Below are 20,938 nucleotides of genomic sequence, written 5' to 3' on the forward strand. Positions count from 1 at the left end.
ATGGATTCTCCTGGTGCTGCTAGCCCTTGTAGCCCATCAGCAGGCGGGGCAGCCACAGCGAGAATGCGGGGACGTAAGTCACGAACATCAGGGCTGCGATCAGCGCGGCATAGAACGGCAGGATGGTGCGCATCACCGCGCCGACCGAAATGCCGCCAATGGCGCAGCCCACGAACTGCGTCGTTCCGACCGGCGGGGTGTTCAGCCCGAGGGCGCAGTTGATCAGCATCAGCATGCCGAACTGCACCGGATCCATACCCGCCTTCATCGCGATCGGCAGGAAGATCGGGGTGCAGATCAGGATGGTCGCCGCCATGTCCATGAACGTGCCGAGCACGAACAGGATGACATTGATGAGCAGGAAGATGACCCAGGGTTGGGTGGAGACCTTGCCCATCATCTCGCCGGCGAGATCGGCCACCTCGTAGAGTCCCATGAGATACTGGAACATGGTGGAGACGCCGATCAGCAGCAGCACCACGCCCGTCGTCTTCACCGCCTTGGCGGCGGCGCGCAGGAAGTTGCTCAAGGTCATGGTGCGGTAGATGAAGAACGTCAGCAGCATCGTATAGGTGACCGCGACGGCTGCGGATTCGGTTGCCGTGAAGACCCCGGACAGGATGCCCGTCAAGATGATGCCGACGATCAGAAGGCCGGGCAGCGCGGCCGCGAGCGAGCGGAAAACCTCGGCCCAGCCCGGAAACTTGCCGGCCGGATAGCCTCGCTTCACCGCAACGCCGTAAGCGGCGACCAGCATGCACGCCATCAGCACGATCGCCGGCAAGAGGCCGGCAGCGATCAGCGCGCCGATCGAGACCTTGCCGCCGGCGGCCAGGGCATAAATGATCATGTTGTGGCTGGTCGGCATCAAGGCGCCCACCAGCGACGCATGGGTGGTGACGTTGACGGCGTAGTCGGTGTCGAACCCCTCCTTTTTCATCATCGGGATCATCACCGCGCCCATCGCCGACACGTCGGCCACGGGCGAGCCGGAGACGCCGCCGAACAGCGTGCAGGCGACCACGTTCGACATGCCGAGCCCGCCGCGGATGTGCCCGACGAGATTCTTGGCGAGCAGCACGATCTTGTCGGCGACCCCGCCATGCAGCATCAGCTCGCCGCTGAAGACGAAGAAGGGAATCGCAAGGAACGAGAAGATGTTCATCCCCGACATCATCTGCTGGAAGATGACGGCGACCGGCAGGCCCTCGTAGAGGATGGTGCAGATCGCCGAGAGGCCGATCGCGAAGGCGACGGGGACGCCGAGGATCAGGAAACCGAAGAAGGAAGCCCCGAGAATGATCAGTTCCATGAGGGGACGACCTCTTCGCCGCGCAAGAGAGCAATGATGTGCTCGATTGAAAAGGAGACGATCAGAACGCCGGAGGCGATCAACGGGACGTAGCGAACGACCTCGGGGAGGCCGAGATTGGGGATCTTCACGGTCCCGACCGATGCGCCGAGAATCCAGCCGTTATAGGCCATCGCGACGCCAAACGCGGCCACCAGGACGTGGATCACGAGCTCGATCTTCTCGCGCGCGTGCTCGGGCAGCATCACCAGCAGGCTGTCCATTCCGATGTGTCCGGCATCGCGCACGCCGACGGCGGCGCCGATCAGCGTGACATAGAGGATGAGAACCAGCGCAAGGTTCTCCGTCCAGGTCGGGCTCGAATTGAGCACATACCGGCCGAACACCTGGTAGAACACGACGGTGACGATGAGGAGCAGTCCGCTCACGGACAGGTACATGCCCGCGCGCGCGATCCTGGCATTGATCCGCGACAGCAAGCCGGTCGCCGGGCGTGCGGCAACCGCCCCCTGCTCGTGGTCTGCGACATGTGGGTCCGTCATTCCCGCGTCTCCCCTTGCGAGGGTCCGGTGTCACCTCGCGGGTGACGCCGGACCCGACGCCGCCATGTCTTACTTCGTGTCCTGGATACGCTTGACGAGGCCCTGCAGCTTCTCGTCGCCGGCGAACTTCTGGTACACCGGCTTCATCGCATCGACGAATTCCTGCTTGTTGGCGATCGTGACGACCTGAACGCCGGCGGCCTCGACCGTCTTGCGGGACGCCTGCTCACGCTCGTCCCAGAGCTTGCGCATGACCGGCACCGATTCCTTAGCCGCCTTGCGGATCATGGCCTGATCCTCCTTGCTCAGCGTGTCCCAGACCTTCTTGGACATCACCAGAACTTCCGGCGCCAGGGAGTGCTCGGTGATGTTGTAGAACTTGGCGGCCTCGAAATGGCGCGACGATTCGTAGGAGGGCCAGTTGTTTTCGGCGGCATCCACCAGGCCGGTCTTGAGCGCGGTATAGACCTCGCCATACGGCATCGGCGTCGGGTTGGCCCCTAGGCTCTGGATCATGCCGACCCACAAATCGGACTGCTGGACGCGGATCTTCAGGCCCTTCAGGTCCGCAAGCGACTTGACCGGCGCCTTGACGGTGTAAATGGACCGGGCGCCGCTATCGTAATAGGCAAGCCCGACCAATCCAGCGGGCTCCATGGCCGCCAGGATCTCATCGCCGATCGGCCCGTCGAGGACGGTGCGCATGTGCTGTGTGTCCCGGAACACGAACGGTAGGCACAACGCGATGGTTTCCGGCACGAAATTGTTGAGCGGCGACGCGTTGATCCGCATCATGTCGAGCGCGCCGATCTTGAGTTGCTCGATGGTGTCCTTCTCGGAGCCCAGGGCTCCGTTGGGAAACACCTTGACGCCGAGCTTGCCGCCGCTCGCCGTCGCGAGCTGCTTGCCCATGAACTTGACGGCCTCGACGGTCGGATAATCTGCGGGATGGATGTCGGCGGAGCGGAAGTCGCGTGCGGTCGCCAGTGGCGCTGAGAGCACCAATGCAACGGCTGCGATGATACCGGTAAGTGTCTTCATCTGGGCTTCCTCCTGGTTGATTATGTCGTTGTCGGCAGGCTGCAGGCCGCCTTGGGTCGCTCCCCTTCCGGTGTGAAGTCAAGCGCCAATGTCGTCCCTAGGGCGCGCGGCATTCCATGTCCAAGCCAAATCCGGCATTGATCGATGCCGCAGTTGCATCGATCAATCCGGGGCAATTCGCGTCGTCGGGGAAGCCGGCGGAACGGCTTGCGTCGCCGCGACTTGACTTGACGCGACCAAGAGAGGCCCCTCAAGATGTCCGGAACAGCGGACTATCTCGAAGGAATGCCCATGGCGCGGAAGCTGATCGATATCTCTGTGCCGCTCAGAAACGACGTGACGGCCGATCCGCCCGGCAACCATCCGAGCATCCAGTACATCGATCACCAGCAGGGCCTGCCCCGAATGCTGCAATTTTTCGACGGCCTCAAGGCGCAGGATTTGCCTGATGGACAGGGCTGGGCCGTCGAGCAGGTGTCGCTGTCGACCCATAACGGCACGCATCTCGATGCGCCCTGGCACTTCCATCCGACCATGAACCGCGGCGAGCAGTCATGGACGATCGACGAGGTCCCGCTGGAATGGTGCTTTCAGCCCGGCGTGAAGCTCGACTTCCGGCATCTGCCCGACGGCTACGTGGCTGGTGCCGACGATGTCGAGCAGGAACTCAAGCGCATCGGGCACACGCTGTCGCCGCTGGAGATCGTGGTCGTCAACACCAGCGCCGGCGCCAAATTCGGTCAGGCCGACTACGTCAACTCCGGCTGCGGCATGGGCTATGAGGCCACCATATATCTGCTCGAACGCGGCGTGCGGCTGACCGGCACCGACGGCTGGAGCTGGGACGCGCCGTTCGTCTACACCGCAAAGAAATATGCCGAGACCAAAGATGCCGGCCTGATCTGGGAGGGCCACAAGGCGGGCCGGCACATCGGCTATTGCCATCTGGAGAAGCTGCACAATCTCGAACAGCTGCCCTCGACCGGTTTCACCGTCTCGTGCTTTCCGGTGAAGATCGAACGCGCCTCCGCGGGCTGGACCCGCGCGGTCGCCGTCATCGAGGATTAGAGCGGGATCACTCGCCGTCGAGGCCGCTCTCGGCGAGTTCGCGCAGTGCGTCCGTGTCGAGCACGACGATGGCGCCGTGCTCGAGGCGAACCCAATTGCGGCCGGCCCAGGCGCGCAATTGCTTGTTGATGCTCTCGCGCGTCATCCCCACCATCTCGCTGATCTCCTGCTGCGTGATGGCCAGCGTGCCGCTGCCGGAGTCGAACTTGCGCTCCTCGGTGAGACCGAGCAGCGCGCTCGCCAGCCGGCCCGGCAGATTCTGGAGGATGACCTGCTCGACCTGCTGGCTGGTCCAGCGCAGACGCGCGCAGAGCAACTCGATGAATTTCATCGCCAGCGCCGGCTGGCTCTTCACGAACGGCAGGAAGTCCCGGCGATCGATGATGTAGAGCTCGCAATTGGTGTTGGCGGTCGCATCAGCCGAGCGGGGAGCGCCGTCGAGCACCGCGATCTCGCCGAAGATTTCGCCGGGACCGATCAGGTTGAGAATCGCGTTGCGCCCGTCGGGCGACGAGGAGGAAATCTTCACTGTCCCCGTGATCACCGCGAACAGATTGTTACCGGGATCGCCCTTGGCAGCGATCGTCGCGCCACGCTTCACATTGGTGTGCTTGGCGTAGCGGCAGAGCTGATCCAGCGCTTCCGGCTCCAGATCCGCGAAGATCGGGTGCTTGCGCAGGACCGATAACTTGTTGCCCGCCGACTGTCGGGGATCGCCGGTCTTGTCCTGAGGCACGCCGCGGGGCTCCTAAGACTACGAGGCACTGGGGTTCCTGCGTAGTCAACGTTATCAGGCTTTTCAACCGGAAAGCACGCGCGCGATCTGTGGCAAATGCCGCGAAAAGATCGCGGTCACGCCGAATTATACATCCAAAGGATGCGCCGATGCGCTTGATAGATGCAGAGTTGCAGTCAAAGCATGCCGCGATTGCGTTGAGGCGCTGGCCAACAGCGAATCGCGCCGACCGGTCCAAGCGGGCGAACGGCGTGGAAACTTCAGCGCTTGGAATCCGAATCGAGCCGGTGTGAACTGGTTTGCCGGTCGGCCCAAGCCAAGGTCACACCAAATACGACGAAGATCGCGACAACGATAACAGTCACCAGCAGCGCATCAGCAGGCATCATCCCCTCCCGGAAGTTTTGGGCATTATTTTGCTGCAGCTGGCCGGCGTCATTGATCGAGATCAAAAACGTCAGGGATGCCGAACTAAATGTCAGGCTGCGGCCATCGCCTCGGCACGGGCAGAATCCAGCAGGCTGATGCCGCCGTGGATGATCTCGATCACGCCGTGACGCTCCAGCTTGGTGAAGGTGCGGCTGACGGTTTCAATGGTCAGGCCGAGATAGTCGGCGATGTCCTGACGGCTCATTGGAAGCGGAACCGTGTCCGACAGCCCCTTGAGCGTGACCAGCCGCTCGCGCCACCCGAGCAGAAAGGTCGCAACCTTCTCGTCGGCCGAGCGGCGGCCGAGCAGGACCATGTGGTCGCGGGCCTGGCTCAATTCACGGATGGCCAGCTCGTTGATCCGCTTGAGCAGTTGCGGCCGGTCTTCGATGAAACGGCCGAAGGGCGCTTTGGCGAACTGGCACACGGTCACGACGCCGATCGCATCGGCCGAAAAATTGTGCCGGCCGGAGATGTTCATCCCCAGGAAATCGCCCGGCAAGGCAAAACCGACGATCTGCCGCCGGCCATCGGGCAGCAGCTTGTACAGCCGCATGACGCCTTCGAGGACGTTGTAGAACGAGGTCGTGATGTCCTCCTCGGAGAACACGGTTTCGCCGGAGTTGAAATGAACGCGGCGCCCGAGATGCTCGAATTCCCTGAGTTCGGCGGTATTCAGCGACGAACAAACCGCCACGCCGCGTACGGCACAATCGCTGCAAAGGTGCCCGTTCGGCTCAATCGTGACCACGGAAGGCTTCATCCACCGCTCCCAGCGTCGGTCTGCTCTGCCCCCCGGCCGAGTCCGCCTCGCGGGTGCATTTTACTGCACTGCGCCAAAGCCAATTGACAGAGATCAAATTTGAGTGGCATCCCCGTCATATTCTCCTTCCAGAGTTCGACGGGATCACCTTTCCATGCTGCAAAGCGCCTTACGTCACGGCCTGATTGGGCTGCTTCTGATCACGCCTGCGCTGGCGGCTCCCACTGCCGAGCAGCGTGGCGAGGCGTTTGCCCGGGCCAATTGCGCACGTTGTCACGCGATCGACCGCGTCTCGCGTAGCCCGCTCGAGGGCGCGCCGCCGCTGCGCAATCTGCACCGGAGTTACCCGATCGAGACCCTTGGCGAAGCGCTGGCCGAAGGAATCTACACCGGCCACGCCGACATGCCGGCCTTCGAGCTCAATCCGAACCAGATCCACGACCTTCTATCCTACCTGAAGACGCTGGAATAGACGGCGTCACACCGCCTGCACGGTCCACCCGATCAGCTCTTTGGCGATGCGGGCAAAGGCCGCATCGAAGGCGGCAACTGCGGCGGCCGGCTCGACCTTGTCGAGCTTTTCGCTGCTCTCGACCAGGCGCGATGCCACCACCTTGCCGTTCTTGTCGACGATCCGCGCCGACAGTCCGATCTCGACCCGTGCCTCGCCCTCCGTGGCGATCCGGAAGCTGCGGATGTCGATCAGGAGTTGGTAATCCGCCTGACCGAGATCGCTCGTGCGCAGCGGAGCGTGGGCGATGTCGTAGTTCTCGAAGCTGTCGATCAGGCGCGCCTGCACCAATTTCGGAATGCTGTCGGCCCAGAGGAAGTCGGCAAAGCCAGGCCGGTCCCCAACGGGCGCGAACAGCATGCGCTGGGTCTGCAGCATTGCGACCGCGCTCGGCTCTGGAATGGCCAGCGACGCCGAGAGCGTCTTGCCGGCCGGCCCGAGGCTCTGCGGCGTGTGCAGATCGTAGGTGATCTTCTGCGCGGGAGCGCCGCCGCCGGTCATCTTCTCCAGGCCCGCCAGAATGCCGTCGAGCTTGCCGGTGTTGCGCGCGAGGCCGTCGGAGAACGTCTTGAAATTCGCGATGGTGTCCTTCAGCGGGCCGGAATTGTCCTGAAGCACCGTGTCGACCCGCCGCAGCGCATCGCGCGCCGCCTGCGTCATGCTCTGGCCGGCGCCGGCCTCCGCGATCAAGGTCAGGGGCTCGCCGGTTTTGGCGACGATCACGCCGCCCTCCAACGTCACCACCGGCACGCCGGTCAGGCCCTGGAATTCAAGACCGACCTTGGTGTCGGAACGCACCGGCGTGGCGGTCGCAACCGAGATCGTCGCGTTGACGAAGCGCGGGTTGTCGGGCGCGAGCCCGAGCTGGGTCACCTCTCCGACACGGATGCCGTTGAACAACACGCCGGCGCCGACCAGGAGGCCCGGGACCGAACCCTGGAACTGCACGTGGTAGTTCGTGCGGGGCCCGATGCCGCCGGTGTTGTTCAACCAATAGACGAAGCCGAACACTGCGAGGATCGCGGCCAGCACGAAACTGCCGATCAGCACGTAGGGAGCGCGGGTTTCCATGTCTTATCTCATCTCGTGTTGCAGCATCTGCGAGCGTTTGCCGTGGAAATAGGCGCGCACCCAGGGATGCTCGGATTGCAGCAATTCGCGCATCGGGCCGATCGCCACGATCTTGCCGTCGGCGAGCGCGGCGACGCGGTCGCAGACCGTGGTCAGGCTGGCGAGGTCGTGCGTCACCATGAACACCGTCAGCCCCAGCGTCCTTTGCAGCGTTTTGATCAGCACGTCGAAATCGCCGGCGGCGATCGGATCGAGGCCCGAGGTCGGCTCGTCCAGGAACAGGATCGGCGGATCGAGCGCGAGCGCGCGCGCCAGCGCCACGCGCTTGGTCATGCCGCCCGACAGCTCCGCCGGGTATTTGTCCGCGTCCTGGGCACGCAAGCCGACCATCTCCAGCTTGGCGATCGCGATCTCGTCCATCAGCTCCTGCGACAGGACGAGATTTTCGCGCAGGGGAAACTGGACGTTCTGGCGGACCGTCAGCGAGGAGAACAGCGCGCCCTGCTGAAACAGGATACCCCATGTCGTGGCGGCGCCGCGGCCATGGCCGCCAGTGGGCTGTCCCATGACTTCGATGGTCCCGCTCCGGCGCGGGATGAGGCCGATGATGGTTCGCATCAGCACCGACTTGCCGCCGCCGGATGCGCCCACAAGTCCGAGGATCTCGCCACGGCGGACGTCAAGCGACAGATGGTCGAGCACCGTCTGGCGGCCGAAGCCGACCACGAGGTCACGGACGCGGATCGCGAACTGGTCCTGCGATACGTCCATCGTCACATTCCGATCGAGGCAAAGAAGATCGCGAACAGGCCGTCGAGCACGATCACCAGGAAGATCGACTTCACCACCGACGTCGTGGTCTGCCGGCCGAGCGATTCCGCGCTGCCCTTGACGCGCAGCCCCTCGCTGCAGGCCACGATCCCGATCACCAGCGCCATGAACGGCGCCTTCAGGATACCCACCTCGAAATGGGTCACTGAGATGGCCTCGTGCAGCCGCGCGATGTAGATCGCCGGGCCCATGTCGCCGTAGAACTGCGCGACGAGACCGCCGCCATAGAGCGCTGCAATCGATCCGATGAAGGTCAGGATCGGCAGCGCAATGACCAGCGCCGCAACACGCGGCAGGATCAGGACGTCGACGGGATCGAGCCCCATGGTGGACAGCGCGTCGATTTCCTCGCGCATCTTCATCGAGCCAAGTTCGGCGGTATAGGCGCTTCCCGACCGTCCCGCGACCATGATGGCGACGATCAGCACGCCGAGCTCGCGCAGCACCAGGATGCCGACCATGTCGACGGTGTAAGACTCCGCGCCGAACCTGCGGAAATGGAAGAAGCCCTGCTGCGCGATGATGGCGCCGATCAGGAAAGTGATCAGCGCGACGATGGGGATCGCCTGCCAGCCGATGCGGTAGAGCTGATAGATCAGCGAGGTCAGCCGCAGCGAACGCGGCCGGCGCAGCACGCCGATTATGGCCATGAACAATGCGCCGAGCATCTGCAGGAAGATCGTGACGTCCTCCCGCGCACCGGCCGTGGCCTTGCCGAGATCGCCCAGCCTCGCCAGCACCGGATTGGGCGTAGCAACCGGGACCGGTGTGTGGCGATTGACTTGGCGCACCTCGTCGAGCAATCCGCTGAAATGATCGGCGACGCCGACGAATTCGGCCGATCTGCCCGATGTTGCGGCCCTGCGCGACAGTTTCTCCAGGACCCAGGCACCGAGCGTGTCGAGCGCGCTGACGCCAGACATGTCCAGGGTGACGACACGCGAGCGATCGACGTCTGCACCGACCGACCGGGACAATGTCTCGAGCGTGACCACGTTCGCGGCGGTCCAGGGCCCTTCGGGGCGCAACTTCAGCGCGTCGCCGGACGGCGTCGCGAGCAACAGCGGTTCGTGGTTCACGCTTCCACCTTGTCGGGACAATCGGTCCCCATTCTGACGGCATTTCTAGGCCAGCCTATGGCGGCCGGCTTGACCTTTCTCAAGACCCCGATCGCGGCCGCGGCTTGAGGCAAATCAAGCACGATTGCACGGGCGGGCCCTAGGCTTGCTTCCATTCAACGGGGATATCAAGTCCATGTTCGACAGTGACAGGATGAGCGAAGAATTGCGGGCGCTGAAGGTTGATGTCACACGCTTGCTGAGCACCGCGGGCGAGGAGATGTTCGAAAGCTCGAAGGACCGCGCCGAGGCGCTCGCCGATCAGATCAGGGCCGCGCTGACCGAACTCGGCGAGACCGTGGACGAAGAGCAGGCGCAGCTTCAGGGCATCATTGCGGATCGTCCGATCACATCGCTCGCCTCCGCCTTCGCGCTCGGCGTCGTTGTCGGCTTCATGCTGAGGAGACACTAGGTGAATACCGAGAATGTGGCCAAACATCTGCGCGCGTTGTGGCGGACCGACAGGATCATCGCGGACATCAGGCTGCGCCATCTGCTCGTCGGCCTCGGCTTGCGTGCCTTTGCGGCGCTGATCGCGGCGTTCGGGCTTCTGATGCTGGAGCTGTCGGCCTATTTCGCGCTGGTCCAGATCTGGAGCGCGATTGCCGCTGCCGCCATCCTCGGTGCCGTCAATTTCGCCATTGCAGCCGCTCTCTTCGCGATCGCCGGCCGCGCTCCGTCAGGCCGCGACATCGAACTTGCCAACGAAATTCACGACTCCTCCGTCGAAGCTCTTCAGCTCGAGGCGCGCGCGTTCCAGGCCCAGGTGTCGGGCGCGGTGCATCATCCGCTCAGCACGATCGTGCCGGTGCTGGTGCCGTTGATCGCGATCATCATCAGGAGTTTGCGGACGTCGGCGGGCAAATCCGCCGCGACGCCGACTGAAGCCGAATCCTGAGGCGCCGGGCGCTCAGAGCTTCAGCTTGACGTCGCAGATATCAGGCTCAGCCGGATCCGGCTTCACCTCGAAGCCGAGGTGCCGGCACATTTCGAGCATCACGGTGTTCTCCTTGAGAACGTCGCCCGAGATGATTTTCAGCCCCTCCGACTTGGCGTAGTTGATGATGAGCTGCATGAGCGCCCAGCCGAGCCCCCTGCCCTTGAGATCGGACCGCAGCAGGATCGCGTATTCGCCGCTCTCATAGATCGAATCCGAGTGGAGCCGGACCACACCGATCATTTCGCCGGTGGCCTCGTCGAAGGCGATGAAGGCCATCGCGCGCGCATAGTCGAGCTGGGTCAGGCGCGCGATGAACTCGTGGGTAAACTCCTTCATCGGTGCGAAGAAGCGCAGGCGAAGGTCGTGCGGGGTGACGTGATGCAGGAATCCGTGGATGGTCGGCTCGTCCTCGGGGCGCATGGGCCGAACGAAGATGCGCCAGTCGTCCTTGAGCTTGATGCGGCGCTCCCATTGTGACGGATAGGCGCGAACGGCGAAATTGGCCGGGCCCGAACCGACGAACTTCCGTTGCGGCGGCCCGACCGCGACGCGGGCATCGACCGCGGTCGCGCCGGTCTCGTCCGCCAACAGCGGATTGATGTCGAATTCGCGAATCTCGGGAATGTCGGCTGCCATCTGCGCCAGCTTGACCAGCACCATGGCCACGGCGTCTTGCTTGACCGCCGGCACGTCACGATAGGCCTTCAGCAGCCGCGACACGCGCGTGCGGTCGATCAGATCGCGAGCGAGCTGCAAATCCAGCGGTGGCAGCGCCAGCGCCTTGTCGTTGATGATCTCCACCGCCGTGCCGCCGCGACCGAACACGACGACGGTGCCGAAAGTGGGATCGTCGGCGAGGCCCAGGATCAGCTCGCGCGCTTTTGCCTTGACGACCATCGCCTGGACGATGACACCGCCGATACGCGCCTCCGGACGCAGCTTCTTCGCCCGCGCGAGAATGTTCGCGGCAGCCCCTCGCACGGCTTCAGGCGTGGTCAGGTTGAGAACGACGCCGCCGACGTCGGATTTGTGGGTGATGTCCCGCGACATGATCTTCAGCACGACGGTGCCACCCTGTGCGAAGATCTCGCTTGCATAGCCTACCGCCTGCTCGACGTCGGTTGCCGCATAGGTCGGCACCATCGCGATGTCGTAGGCTTCGAGGAGGTTTTTGATCTCGACGGGCTCGAGCCACTCACGACCGTCCGCGATCGCGGCGGTGACGATCTGCCTCGCGCCCCGTGCATCCGGAACGAAGGTGTCGGGCATCGCCGGAGGCACCTGGCTCAGCTCCTCTACCACTTCGCGGTGCCGGACCAGATGCATGAAGCCGCGCACGGCGTCGTCCTCGGTCGGATAGTTCGGCATGCCGGCGCCGGAAAGGGTCTGAATGATGTTCTGATCGGCTCCGACCCAGGCCGCCAATACTGGTTTGGCCCATCGGCGGTGCTGCTGGCGATATTTAGCGACGAGCTCCGTCACGGTCGAGGCGATCTCGGCGGCCGAGGCGATCGCTGTCTGCACGTTGAGGACCAGGACCGCGTCATTGTCGCGATCGGCCAGCAGCACCTCCAGCGCCGCCGCGTAGCGCGAGGCGTCAGCGTCGCCGACGATGTCGACGGGATTTGCACCGGACCAAGTCGGCGGCAGAACCGCATCGAGCGTCTTGCGCACCTCCGCCGAGAGGGGCGCCGGAATTCCGCCGAGTTCGACCAATCGATCGACGGCGAGCACGCCGATGCCGCCACCGTTGGTCAGGATGGCGAGACGCTTTCCGGTCGGCGATTCGACGCGGCCGAGCGTCTCGGCGCAATCGAACAGCTCACGCAGGTCGGAGACCCGCAACACACCCGCGCGGCGGAACGCCGCGTCATAGACCGCGTCGGCGCCGGCGAGCGCGCCGGTATGCGTGGCGGCGGCTTTCGCGCCCTGCGCCATGCGGCCGGATTTCACCACGACGACAGGCTTCACGCGCGCGGCGGCACGCGCCGCCGACATGAACTTGCGCGCGTCCTTGATGGATTCGACGTAGAGCAGGATCGCGCGGGTCTTGTGATCCATTGCGAAATAGTCGAGCAGATCGGCAATATCGACGTCGATCTGATCGCCGATCGAGACGATCCCGGAAAAGCCGACGCCGCGCTGCGCCGCCCAGTCGACCATGCCGGCAGCGATCGCGCCCGATTGCGAGATCAGCGCGAGGCTACCCGCCTCCGGCATGTGCGCGGCAAAGCTGGCATTCAGGTTGACCCCGGGCATCATGATGCCGAGGCAGTTCGGCCCGATCAGCCGCATGCCGTATTTGCAGGCGGCTGCTATTGCAGCCTCGTGCAGAGATCCCGGTCCGTGGCCTAGCCCAGCCGAGACGATCAGCGCACCCGCTGATCCGCGACGCCCGGCCCGGTCGATGATGTCGGGAATCTCGTGCGCCGGCGCGGTGATGACCACGAGCTCGGGCACGAAGTCCAGGCCGTCCAGGCTTTTCACCGCGGCGATGCCGCTGATTTCGGCATGGCGTGGATTCACGAGGCCGAACTGCCCCTTGAACCCGGCCTTGTGAATGTTCTCCAGAACGGCGCGTCCGACTGAGACCGGACGGGCACTCGCGCCGACGAGTGCGACTGAACGCGGCGCCAGCAGATGGTTGAGACGATAGGTTGACATGAAGGCAAATGCGCCGGGTCAGCGGCGGTTCCGATGGTTGAAGATCCGGCCGGGAAGATGGCGAGCCTAGTGCGAGATCATAACCCAGCACGGTGGCTGGCCAATGACGGTCTTTGTCACACCGCCCCACACGATCTCATTCAGGCGTGAATGATGGTAGGCGCCCATCACGATCGCATCCATGCCATGGGATTTCGCCCAACTTCCCAGTACCTTGCCGATCGAGCTGCCATTGCCGGTCACCGTCTCGAACGAGGCATAGACCCCGTGTTCTCTCAGATGGTCGACGAGAGCCGGGCCGGATTGAACGATTGCGTCAGCCTTGTCATCCGCCACCGTTACCACGCGGACCGAGGTGGCGGCCTGAAGAATCGGCAATGCGTCGCCGACCGCACGCGCAGCGCGGGCAGAATGATCCCAGGCGATCATGACGTTCTCGAATTCCGGCCGCAACTGCTCCGCATGCTGCTCCGGGCAGAGCAACAGCGGCCGCCCGGATTCGAACAGGAAGGTTTCGATGATGTGCTCCGTTCGGCTGTCGTGCGGCATCACGGGAAACAGCGTGAGATCGCTGAAACGGGCATGCTCGGCCAGGATCGCCGCGATCTGGTCCGCCGGCACCTTGCCCGTTCGGCTCTGGGCGCGGATGTTGGCGCCGGAGGCCGCGATGGTGAAAGCATTGAGGAGCTGCTGGGAGTCGTTCACCTCATTAGAACTGCCGGCCTCCGCGGAATCGCGGTCATACGGCAGCATCACCTTCGGCCGCTCGAAAACATCTTGCTCGAGCGCGAGCGCCGTGATCCTGGCGCCGAGGTCGGCGGCAACGGCCACGCATTTCTCGATCGCAACCAAGGCTGGTCCGCGCGGCTGGCCGACAAGCGGCAGAAAGACATCCTTGATGGGCATCGGATTCTCCTCGGTCGCCACAATAAGCCGGCTTTCGTCGAGGCCCTTGATCCTCATCAAGCCAGGGGAACCCGGTCCGATCGGGACGAACACGGGCGTTGACCGACGTCAAGGACTGGCCGTCCAGCTATTCTATGGATAATTCGGTCGGAGCGGTCCGCCCCCGGAGAGACTGATGCGCGCGATGGTGTTGCCGGCCCCGCGAACGCGGCTCCAGATGGAGGAGCGGCCTGATCCGATACCCGGCGAGGGTCAACTCCGGGTGAAGGTCAGCGCCTGCGGCGTATGCCGGACCGATCTTCATCTCGTCGATGCCGAGCTGCCCGATATTCGCTATCCGATCGTGCCCGGCCACGAGATCGTCGGTCGGGTCGATCTCGTGGGTCCGAATGTCACCACGCATGCGCCCGGTGATCGCGTCGGCGTTCCCTGGCTCGGTTTCACTTGCGGAAACTGCCGTTTCTGCCGTGAGGGTATGGAAAACCTGTGCGACGCACCGCTGTTCACCGGCTACACGCGCGACGGTGGCTACGCGACCCACACCATCGCCGACGCACGCTACGCCTTTCCCCTCGGTGAAGAAGGCAACGACGTGGAGATTGCTCCTCTGCTGTGCGCGGGGTTGATCGGTTGGCGCTCGCTGGTGCTGGCCGGCCCTGCCGAACGGCTCGGCCTCTATGGTTTCGGCGCGGCCGGCCACATCATTGCGCAAGTCGCAGTTTGGCAGGGACGATCTGTTTACGCATTCACGCGACGCGGCGACGCTGCCGCCCAAGACCTTGCCCGTCGTCTCGGCGCCATCTGGGCGGGAGCATCGGACGAGATGCCCGACGAACCGCTCGACGCGGCCATCATCTACGCACCGTCAGGCGAGCTTGTCCCGGCCGCGCTGCGCGCCGTCCGCAAAGGCGGCCGCGTCGTATGCGCCGGCATCCACATGTCCGACATTCCAAGCTTTCCGTACGATCTGCTCTGGCAGGAACGGCAACTGCTCTCGGTCGCCAATCTGACCCGGCAGGATGGCCTCGATTTTCTCAAGATCGCTCCGCAAGCCGGCGTGCGCACCGAAACGACGGCATTTCCACTTCATCAGGCCAACGAGGTCCTGAACATGCTGCGAGCCGGGCAAATTCTCGGCGCGGCCGTGTTGACGCCCTGATGGTGCTTTCGGATGTCCGTTCCCATGAATGATGAAATGGCGAGCCAGCAGCGGATCTTTCGGACGCTGGCCCATCATCCCGGCGTGACGCGGATCGACACGCACGGCGCCTCGGTTTTCCTCGACGGCAAGCGCGCGTTGAAGATCAAGCGTGCCGTGCGGTTTCCCTTCCTCGATTATTCGACGCTCGAGAAGCGCAAGGCGGCGTGCGAGGAGGAAATCAGGATCAACCGGCCGTTGGCCCCGCAGATCTATCATCGCGTCGTGGCGATCACGGAAGAGCCGGACGGCTCGGTGCAGGTCGACGGTCCCGGCCGGCCGATCGAGTATGCGGTGGACATGTCGCGCTTCGACGAAAACATGACGCTGGATCATCTGGCAAAAGCGGGCCCGCTGGATACGAAACTCGCCTCGGCTGCCGCCGACGCGATCGTGGCTTCCCACGCCGCGGCGCCACGCGCCGACGGCGAAGCCTGGGTCGCCTCCATCCCCGCCCTGATTGACGGCAACAGTCACGGTCTGCTGGCCGGCGGCCATTTCAACGCGGGAGACATCGAAGAGCTCGGCAGAGCCTCCCATGAGGCATTCTTGCGCCTCCGTCCCCAGCTCGCCGAGCGTGGCCGTCAGGGCTTCGTGCGCCGCTGCCATGGCGATCTGCATCTCGCGAACATCGTTCTGCTCGACGACCGGCCGGTGCTGTTCGACGCCATCGAGTTCGATGCGCAGATGGCAACCGTCGACGTGCTCTACGATCTCGCATTCACGCTGATGGACCTGTTGCACCACGATCAGCCGGGTGCGGCCAACATCGTCCTGAACCGCTATCTCGCCGGGACGCCGGCCGACAATCTCGACGCGCTCTCGGCCCTGCCGCTTTTCATGTCCATCCGGGCAGCGATCCGCGCCCAAGTGGCCCTGGCGCGGCTGAAGCCGGCGCATCCCGACGACCCCGGCATCCTCGGCGAGGCAATACGTTATTTTGACCTCGCGAGGACGCTGATCCATCCTGCCGCCCCGCGCCTGATTGCGGTCGGCGGATTGTCGGGCACCGGCAAGACGGCTCTGGCGCAAGCGCTCGCGCCCGTCGTCGCACCACCCCCGGGGGCCGTCGTGCTGCGCAGCGACCTCATTCGCAAGCAGATGTTCGGGGTCGAGGATACGCACCGCCTGCCGCCGTCCGCCTACACGCCGGAGCACGCAGCCCGAGTCTACGACACGCTGGCTCAGCACGCCCGGCGGGTGCTGGCGCAGGGCCATTCGGCGATCGTCGACGGCGTATTCGCCCGCGAGGACGAACGGGACGCGATCGCCGCACTGGCGCGGGAGCGCAATGTGCCGCTGAACGGCCTGTTTCTGGTTGCGGACCTCGCGACCCGGCAGATGCGGATCGGAGGCCGCCGGGGAGACGCATCCGACGCCACGCAGGAGGTTGCTGCACAGCAAGAGCACTATAATATCGGCCTCGTCGGCTGGGCGACCATCGATGCATCCGGGACTCAAGCGCAGACGCTCGAGAGCTGCCGGGATGCGATCGCTGAGGGGAAATAAGGCAACCGGATTGGCGCGGACAAAGATGGCGCGACCCACCACGACCTCAACGGCCGCTCGCGCCAGGCCGGCGGCGCGGCGCAATGCCCTGCCCGGCCGCCTCGGCCCCGGAATGGCCTGCGATACCGCGTTCCGCATCATCGCGCGCCGTCACCTCGCTGCCGTGCTCGCCCAGCATGAAGGCACCTGCCGCGGCGATCCCGACGCGCTGCACCAGATCCGCATCGCGTTGACCCATCTGCGAACTGCGATCCGCTTCTTCTCGCCGATGGTCGACGACGCCCTCCGCCCGAAGGTCTGGGCCGAACTGAAATGGCTGAACGGCCAGCTCGGCATGGTCAGGGATCTCGACGTGGCGATCGAACGGATCGTCGCCGAGAGCAGCGACGAGCTTGCGATCGTCGCCGAGCTTCAGCATTGGGACGAAAAGCGTGCCGAGAGCCACCGCCTGCTGGCGCGTGCGCTGCAATCCGCGAGGTATCGCCGTCTTGGCGAGCAGATTTCGGCCTGGATCGAGAGCGGCCCCTGGTCGACCCGGCGCAGCAAGGAGGCCATTCGATTGCGCCGCTGCACGCTCGCCGATCACGCGACGGAGCGGCTGACCGAGTGGGAGACGACGCTGCTCAAGAAGGCGCGGAAGCTCCACAAGCTCGACGTCGAAAAACGGCACAAGCTGCGGATTCTCAACAAGCGGCTGACCTATTCGATCGAATCGCTCCAGGACCTGTTCGCCGAGGACTCGCTGACGAAACAGAGATCGATCCTCAAGACATTGCGCAAGGCGCAACGCTCGCTCGGACAATTGAATGACGATGCACGGGGGCGAGCGCTGGCGGCTTCGTTGAACGGCGCCGGCCACGATGCTGGCAAACGTTTCCGCAGCCGCAAGCGGGAAAAGAAGCTGTTGCGGACGGCGTCAACGGCCTACCGCAAACTGGAAAGGGCCAAACCCTTCCGCTCCTCGGATCTCGCACCGAGTTCGGAGCCTGAGACCTAAAGCTTCCCACTTTCCGGATCGCGACCTAGGTGTGGACGTAGTCTCCCGGCGCATCAGGCAGGTCGGCAGCGTCTCCAAGTCCGATCGACGGCGGATCGCAGGGCGCACCGGAGCGCGCCGCCAGCCAATTGGTCCATTCCGGCCACCACGACCCTTCGATTTGCGGAGCCAGCTTCAGCCATTCGTCCGGACCGACATAGGGCGCGTCCTCGGCCTTGCTCAATACCTGATAGCTGTGGCCGGGCTCGTCGGGGGGCGCGACGACGCCGGCATTGTGACCGCCGCTGGTCAACAGGAACGTCACGTCGGCATCGACCTGATAGTGGATCTTGTAGACGGACCGCCACGGCGCGACGTGATCGGCCAGCGTGCCGACCACGAACATCGGGGCGTGAATATCGGATAGCGAAACGTTGCGGCCACCGACCTGATAGCGCCCCTCGGCCAGATCGTTGTCGAGGAACAGCTGTCGCAGATATTCCGAATGCATGCGATAAGGCAGCCGCGTTGCGTCCGCGTTCCACGCCATCAGATCGTTCAGTGGTGCGCCGTCGCCCATCAGATAGTCATGTGACAGGCGCGACCAGATCAGTTCGTTGGAGCGCAGCAGCTGGAAGGCGCCGGCCATCTGCGTCGTGTCGAGATAGCCACGCTGCCACATCATGTCTTCGAGAAAGGCGACCTGGCTCTCGTTGATGAAGAGCGTCAGCTCTCCGGCCTCAGTGAAGTCAGTCTGGGCGGCAAGGAGAGTAACGGTGCCAAAGCGGTTGTCACCGTCGCGCTCCATCGCAGCGGCTGCGATCGACAGCAATGTGCCTCCCAGACAATAGCCGAGGGCGTGGGTCTTCCGCCCCGGCACGATCAGACCGATCATGTCGAGCGCCGCCATGACCCCCAGCCTGCGATAGTCGTCGAAGGCGAGATCCCGATCCGTCGCATCCGGGTTGCGCCAGGAGATTGCGAACACCGTGAAACCCTGGCCGGTCAGATACTTGACAAGCGAGTTCTGCGGCGAGAGATCGAGGATGTAGTACTTCATGATCCAGGCCGGCACGATCAGGATCGGCTCGGGCCGCACCTGCGCTGTGGTCGGTTGGTACTGAATCAGCTCGATCAGTTCGTTGCGGTAGACGACCTTGCCGGGCGAGACCGCCACCGTCTTGCCGACCACAAACTGCCCTTCGTCCGTCAATTTCGAGTTGGAGAGCAGGCGCATCAGGTCACTGCACCAGTTTTGCCAACCGAAGACGAGATTCTCTCCACCACTCTGGAAAGCCTTCTCCAGCACCTTCGGATTGGTCGCCGCGAAATTCGACGGCGCCAGCATGTCGAGCGTCTGGCGCATCGAGAACTCGACGATGGCCTCGTTGGCGTGCGACACGCCGCGCACGCCGGTCGTGGCATCGTGCCACCAGCGCTCTCCGAGCAGAAATGCCTGGGCCAGCAGATTGAACGGCGCGGTCTCCCATTGCGGTCCACTGAAGCGGCGATCCCGCCCCTGCGGCTGGATCACGGACCACGGCTTTTGCTCCGGTGACGCCACGTGCGCGACGGCTTCCGCCAGCCGACCGGAATCACGCAGGACATTGCGCGCCATTTCCATCTGGCGCTGCGGCGCCGCAGCGAGGTGCGAACTCCAGTCGAGCCAGGCCAGCGACAAGGCCAGCGGCGAAATTCCGCCCGTGAACCGCGCCAGCATCGCATGAAACGCGCGATCGAGGGGATACGGCTCCGGCGCAGGCGGAGGAGCGGCGGCGGCAGGGATTCCGGCGGGTGTTTCGGAACTCACCGTCGGGGCTTCGGGAGCAGCGACGGGATTGACCGGGAGAGCCTGCACCGCCGGCTCGTCGGCCCGTGGAAAAATCTGCACGACGCTCATGGCTCAATGTTCCCGGGGGCTTCTGGTCTAGGTCGGTCACAGGATATGGCGACGCCTCGCAGAGGCCTTGAGCTGCATCAAATCCGGGGCGGATCACGATTGCTCAATCGGGACGGACAGGCTTTGTCCGATTGACCTGAGTCAAGCCGCACCCTGACACCCGCGCTAGTTTTCGCGCATCGAAATTCGAAAAGCCAGCGGAGTTATCCATGCGCGCCCACCAGATCATGACCAGGTCGGTCATCTCGGTTACCCCCGACACCAGCATCGTCGAGGCGGCGAATATCATGCTGAAGCGGCATGTCAGCGGCCTCACCGTGGTCGACGAGACCGGCAAGCTCGTCGGCGTCGTATCGGAAGGGGATTTCATCCACCGCAGCGAAATCGGCACCGGGCGCAAGCGTGGACGGTGGCTGCGGTTCATCCTTGGTCCGGGCAAATCCGCCAGCGATTTCGTTCAAGAACACGGCCGCAAGGTCGCGGAAGTGATGACCGCCTCGGTCGTGACCATCACGGAGGACACGGCGCTCGCCGAGATCGTCGATCTCATGGAGCGCAACAACGTGAAGCGGCTGCCGGTGGTGCGGGGCGAAAAGGTCGTCGGGATCGTCTCGCGGGCCAACCTGCTTCAAGCCGTGGCAGGGCTCGCACGCGAGGTGCCCGATCCGACGGCGGACGACGACCACATTCGTAGCCGCATCATCGAGACCATGGAGAAGAACGACTGGTGCCCGTTCGGGCTGAACGTCATCGTCCGCGACGGCATCGTTCACCTCAGCGGCGTCATCACCGAAGAGCGCACACGGCAAGCCGCCATGGTCGCCGCGGAGAACGTCGAGGGCGTGAAGAAGGTGCACGACCATCTGTGCTGGGTCGACACCATGTCGGGCATCTATCTGAACTCGCCCGAGGACGATGACCTCGCCAAGGCCAGTTGACAAGGCGAGCTGAGCAGACTCAGCGTGGAATGACGGCGGTGGCCTCGATCTCGACGCGCGCCGCCTTCTCCACGAGGCGCACTACCTGCACCAGCGCCATCGCCGGATAGTGTGCGCCGAAGATGGCACGGTAGATCTTGCCGAGCTCCTTCAGGTTGGACAGATACTCGTCCATGTCGACGACGTACCAGGTCAGCCGCACGAGGTGCTCTGGCCGGGCGCTGGCCTCAGTCAGGATCGCCGCGATGTTGCTCAGGGTCTGGCGCACCTGCGCGACAAAGCCGTCGGCGAGACGCTCTTCGGCATCCCAGCCGATCACCCCGCCGGTGACGACGATGAGTCCCTCAGCGGCCATGCCATTGGCATAGCCCTTCGGCATCGGCCAACCCGACGGCTGGAGCACCTGCACCCGCGAATGGGTGTCATCCTCGGCTGCTGTCGGCGGCACTGCAAGCTGCGGGCCTTTTGGCGTCGTCACGGACAAT

21 protein-coding genes are annotated in these 20,938 nt (G+C 64.2%); 8 read left to right on the forward strand and 13 right to left on the reverse strand.

Annotated features, from left to right (window positions below; all coding sequences use genetic code 11):
- Positions 1-19: 19 nt before the first annotated feature.
- From CIT40_RS23990 to CIT40_RS24000, 3 genes are all read right to left on the reverse strand, one after another.
- A complete protein-coding gene (locus tag CIT40_RS23990) occupies positions 20-1,312 on the reverse strand; it encodes a TRAP transporter large permease (protein WP_094891409.1) in 1,293 nt (430 codons plus the stop codon).
- Entirely contained in the window at positions 1,303-1,854 is a 552-nt protein-coding gene (locus tag CIT40_RS23995) for a TRAP transporter small permease (RefSeq protein WP_094891408.1), read from the reverse strand. Before CIT40_RS23995 ends, CIT40_RS23990 begins: the two co-directional genes overlap by 10 nt.
- A 69-nt stretch (positions 1,855-1,923) precedes the next feature.
- The gene (locus CIT40_RS24000; RefSeq protein ID WP_094891407.1) at positions 1,924-2,895 is read right to left on the reverse strand and encodes a TRAP transporter substrate-binding protein; all 972 of its coding nucleotides are present in this window, start codon (positions 2,893-2,895) and stop codon (positions 1,924-1,926) included.
- A 291-nt stretch (positions 2,896-3,186) separates the two neighbouring features.
- Here CIT40_RS24000 and CIT40_RS24005 point away from each other — a divergent pair, with 291 nt between their 5' ends.
- Positions 3,187-3,963: a cyclase family protein gene (locus CIT40_RS24005; protein ID WP_094891406.1), complete on the forward strand. Its 777-nt coding sequence runs from the start codon at positions 3,187-3,189 to the stop codon at positions 3,961-3,963.
- A gap of 7 nt (positions 3,964-3,970) precedes the next feature.
- Here the strand turns inward: CIT40_RS24005 and CIT40_RS24010 are convergent, their stop codons facing one another.
- The 3 genes from CIT40_RS24010 to CIT40_RS24020 all read right to left on the reverse strand — a co-directional run bounded on the left by CIT40_RS24010 (position 3,971) and on the right by CIT40_RS24020 (position 5,891).
- Positions 3,971-4,699, reverse strand: coding sequence for a Crp/Fnr family transcriptional regulator (locus CIT40_RS24010; protein WP_094891405.1), 729 nt, complete (start codon positions 4,697-4,699; stop codon positions 3,971-3,973).
- Positions 4,700-4,959: 260 nt separating this feature from the next.
- Positions 4,960-5,151: a hypothetical protein gene (locus tag CIT40_RS24015; RefSeq protein ID WP_094891404.1), complete on the reverse strand. Its 192-nt coding sequence runs from the start codon at positions 5,149-5,151 to the stop codon at positions 4,960-4,962.
- 26 nt (positions 5,152-5,177) lie between these two features.
- Positions 5,178-5,891, reverse strand: coding sequence for a helix-turn-helix domain-containing protein (locus CIT40_RS24020; protein ID WP_094891403.1), 714 nt, complete (start codon positions 5,889-5,891; stop codon positions 5,178-5,180).
- Between the two features lie 154 nt (positions 5,892-6,045).
- Here CIT40_RS24020 and CIT40_RS24025 point away from each other — a divergent pair, with 154 nt between their 5' ends.
- Positions 6,046-6,363, forward strand: a complete 318-nt coding sequence (locus CIT40_RS24025) for a c-type cytochrome (RefSeq protein WP_094891402.1) — start codon at positions 6,046-6,048, stop codon at positions 6,361-6,363.
- A 6-nt stretch (positions 6,364-6,369) separates the two neighbouring features.
- Here CIT40_RS24025 and CIT40_RS24030 read toward each other — a convergent pair whose 3' ends face one another.
- The 3 genes from CIT40_RS24030 to CIT40_RS24040 are packed head-to-tail and all read right to left on the reverse strand — an operon-like array spanning position 6,370 to position 9,383.
- Positions 6,370-7,473 carry an ABC-type transport auxiliary lipoprotein family protein gene (locus CIT40_RS24030; protein WP_094891401.1) on the reverse strand — a complete coding sequence of 368 codons (1,104 nt, stop codon included), beginning with the start codon at positions 7,471-7,473 and terminating at the stop codon, positions 6,370-6,372.
- Between the two features lie 3 nt (positions 7,474-7,476).
- Complete coding sequence (locus tag CIT40_RS24035; protein ID WP_162307651.1) at positions 7,477-8,244, reverse strand: ABC transporter ATP-binding protein; 768 nt, start codon at positions 8,242-8,244, stop codon at positions 7,477-7,479.
- A gap of 2 nt (positions 8,245-8,246) precedes the next feature.
- The gene (locus CIT40_RS24040; RefSeq protein WP_094891399.1) at positions 8,247-9,383 is read right to left on the reverse strand and encodes an ABC transporter permease; all 1,137 of its coding nucleotides are present in this window, start codon (positions 9,381-9,383) and stop codon (positions 8,247-8,249) included.
- A gap of 175 nt (positions 9,384-9,558) precedes the next feature.
- Between CIT40_RS24040 and CIT40_RS24045 the strand changes: the two genes are divergently transcribed.
- The gene (locus CIT40_RS24045; protein WP_094891398.1) at positions 9,559-9,834 is read left to right on the forward strand and encodes a hypothetical protein; all 276 of its coding nucleotides are present in this window, start codon (positions 9,559-9,561) and stop codon (positions 9,832-9,834) included.
- Positions 9,835-10,320, forward strand: a complete 486-nt coding sequence (locus tag CIT40_RS24050) for a hypothetical protein (protein WP_094891397.1) — start codon at positions 9,835-9,837, stop codon at positions 10,318-10,320.
- Positions 10,321-10,332: 12 nt separating this feature from the next.
- Here the strand turns inward: CIT40_RS24050 and CIT40_RS24055 are convergent, their stop codons facing one another.
- Positions 10,333-13,026, reverse strand: a complete 2,694-nt coding sequence (locus CIT40_RS24055) for a bifunctional acetate--CoA ligase family protein/GNAT family N-acetyltransferase (protein ID WP_094891396.1) — start codon at positions 13,024-13,026, stop codon at positions 10,333-10,335.
- Between the two features lie 66 nt (positions 13,027-13,092).
- On the reverse strand, positions 13,093-13,932 hold the full coding sequence (locus CIT40_RS24060) for a universal stress protein (protein ID WP_162307888.1): 840 nt from the start codon (positions 13,930-13,932) through the stop codon (positions 13,093-13,095).
- 175 nt (positions 13,933-14,107) lie between these two features.
- Between CIT40_RS24060 and CIT40_RS24065 the strand changes: the two genes are divergently transcribed.
- From CIT40_RS24065 to CIT40_RS24075, 3 genes are read left to right on the forward strand one after another with little or no spacing between them, the layout of a single operon-like run.
- A complete protein-coding gene (locus CIT40_RS24065) occupies positions 14,108-15,091 on the forward strand; it encodes a zinc-dependent alcohol dehydrogenase family protein (RefSeq protein WP_094891394.1) in 984 nt (327 codons plus the stop codon).
- A gap of 24 nt (positions 15,092-15,115) precedes the next feature.
- Complete coding sequence (locus CIT40_RS24070) at positions 15,116-16,639, forward strand: bifunctional aminoglycoside phosphotransferase/ATP-binding protein (protein WP_094891393.1); 1,524 nt, start codon at positions 15,116-15,118, stop codon at positions 16,637-16,639.
- A 25-nt stretch (positions 16,640-16,664) separates the two neighbouring features.
- A complete protein-coding gene (locus tag CIT40_RS24075) occupies positions 16,665-17,636 on the forward strand; it encodes a CHAD domain-containing protein (RefSeq protein ID WP_094891392.1) in 972 nt (323 codons plus the stop codon).
- A gap of 25 nt (positions 17,637-17,661) precedes the next feature.
- On the opposite strand, the gene CIT40_RS24080 is transcribed toward CIT40_RS24075, so the two are convergent.
- Positions 17,662-19,515: a PHA/PHB synthase family protein gene (locus CIT40_RS24080; protein ID WP_094891391.1), complete on the reverse strand. Its 1,854-nt coding sequence runs from the start codon at positions 19,513-19,515 to the stop codon at positions 17,662-17,664.
- Positions 19,516-19,724: 209 nt separating this feature from the next.
- Between CIT40_RS24080 and CIT40_RS24085 the strand changes: the two genes are divergently transcribed.
- Positions 19,725-20,453, forward strand: a complete 729-nt coding sequence (locus CIT40_RS24085) for a CBS domain-containing protein (RefSeq protein ID WP_094891390.1) — start codon at positions 19,725-19,727, stop codon at positions 20,451-20,453.
- A 19-nt stretch (positions 20,454-20,472) separates the two neighbouring features.
- Here CIT40_RS24085 and CIT40_RS24090 read toward each other — a convergent pair whose 3' ends face one another.
- Positions 20,473-20,931, reverse strand: coding sequence for a RidA family protein (locus CIT40_RS24090; RefSeq protein ID WP_094891639.1), 459 nt, complete (start codon positions 20,929-20,931; stop codon positions 20,473-20,475).
- Between the last annotated feature and the right edge of the window lie 7 nt (positions 20,932-20,938).

Origin of the sequence: Bradyrhizobium amphicarpaeae (assembly GCF_002266435.3) — a bacterium.
In the GTDB taxonomy this organism is placed as follows: Bacteria; Pseudomonadota; Alphaproteobacteria; order Rhizobiales; family Xanthobacteraceae; genus Bradyrhizobium; species Bradyrhizobium amphicarpaeae.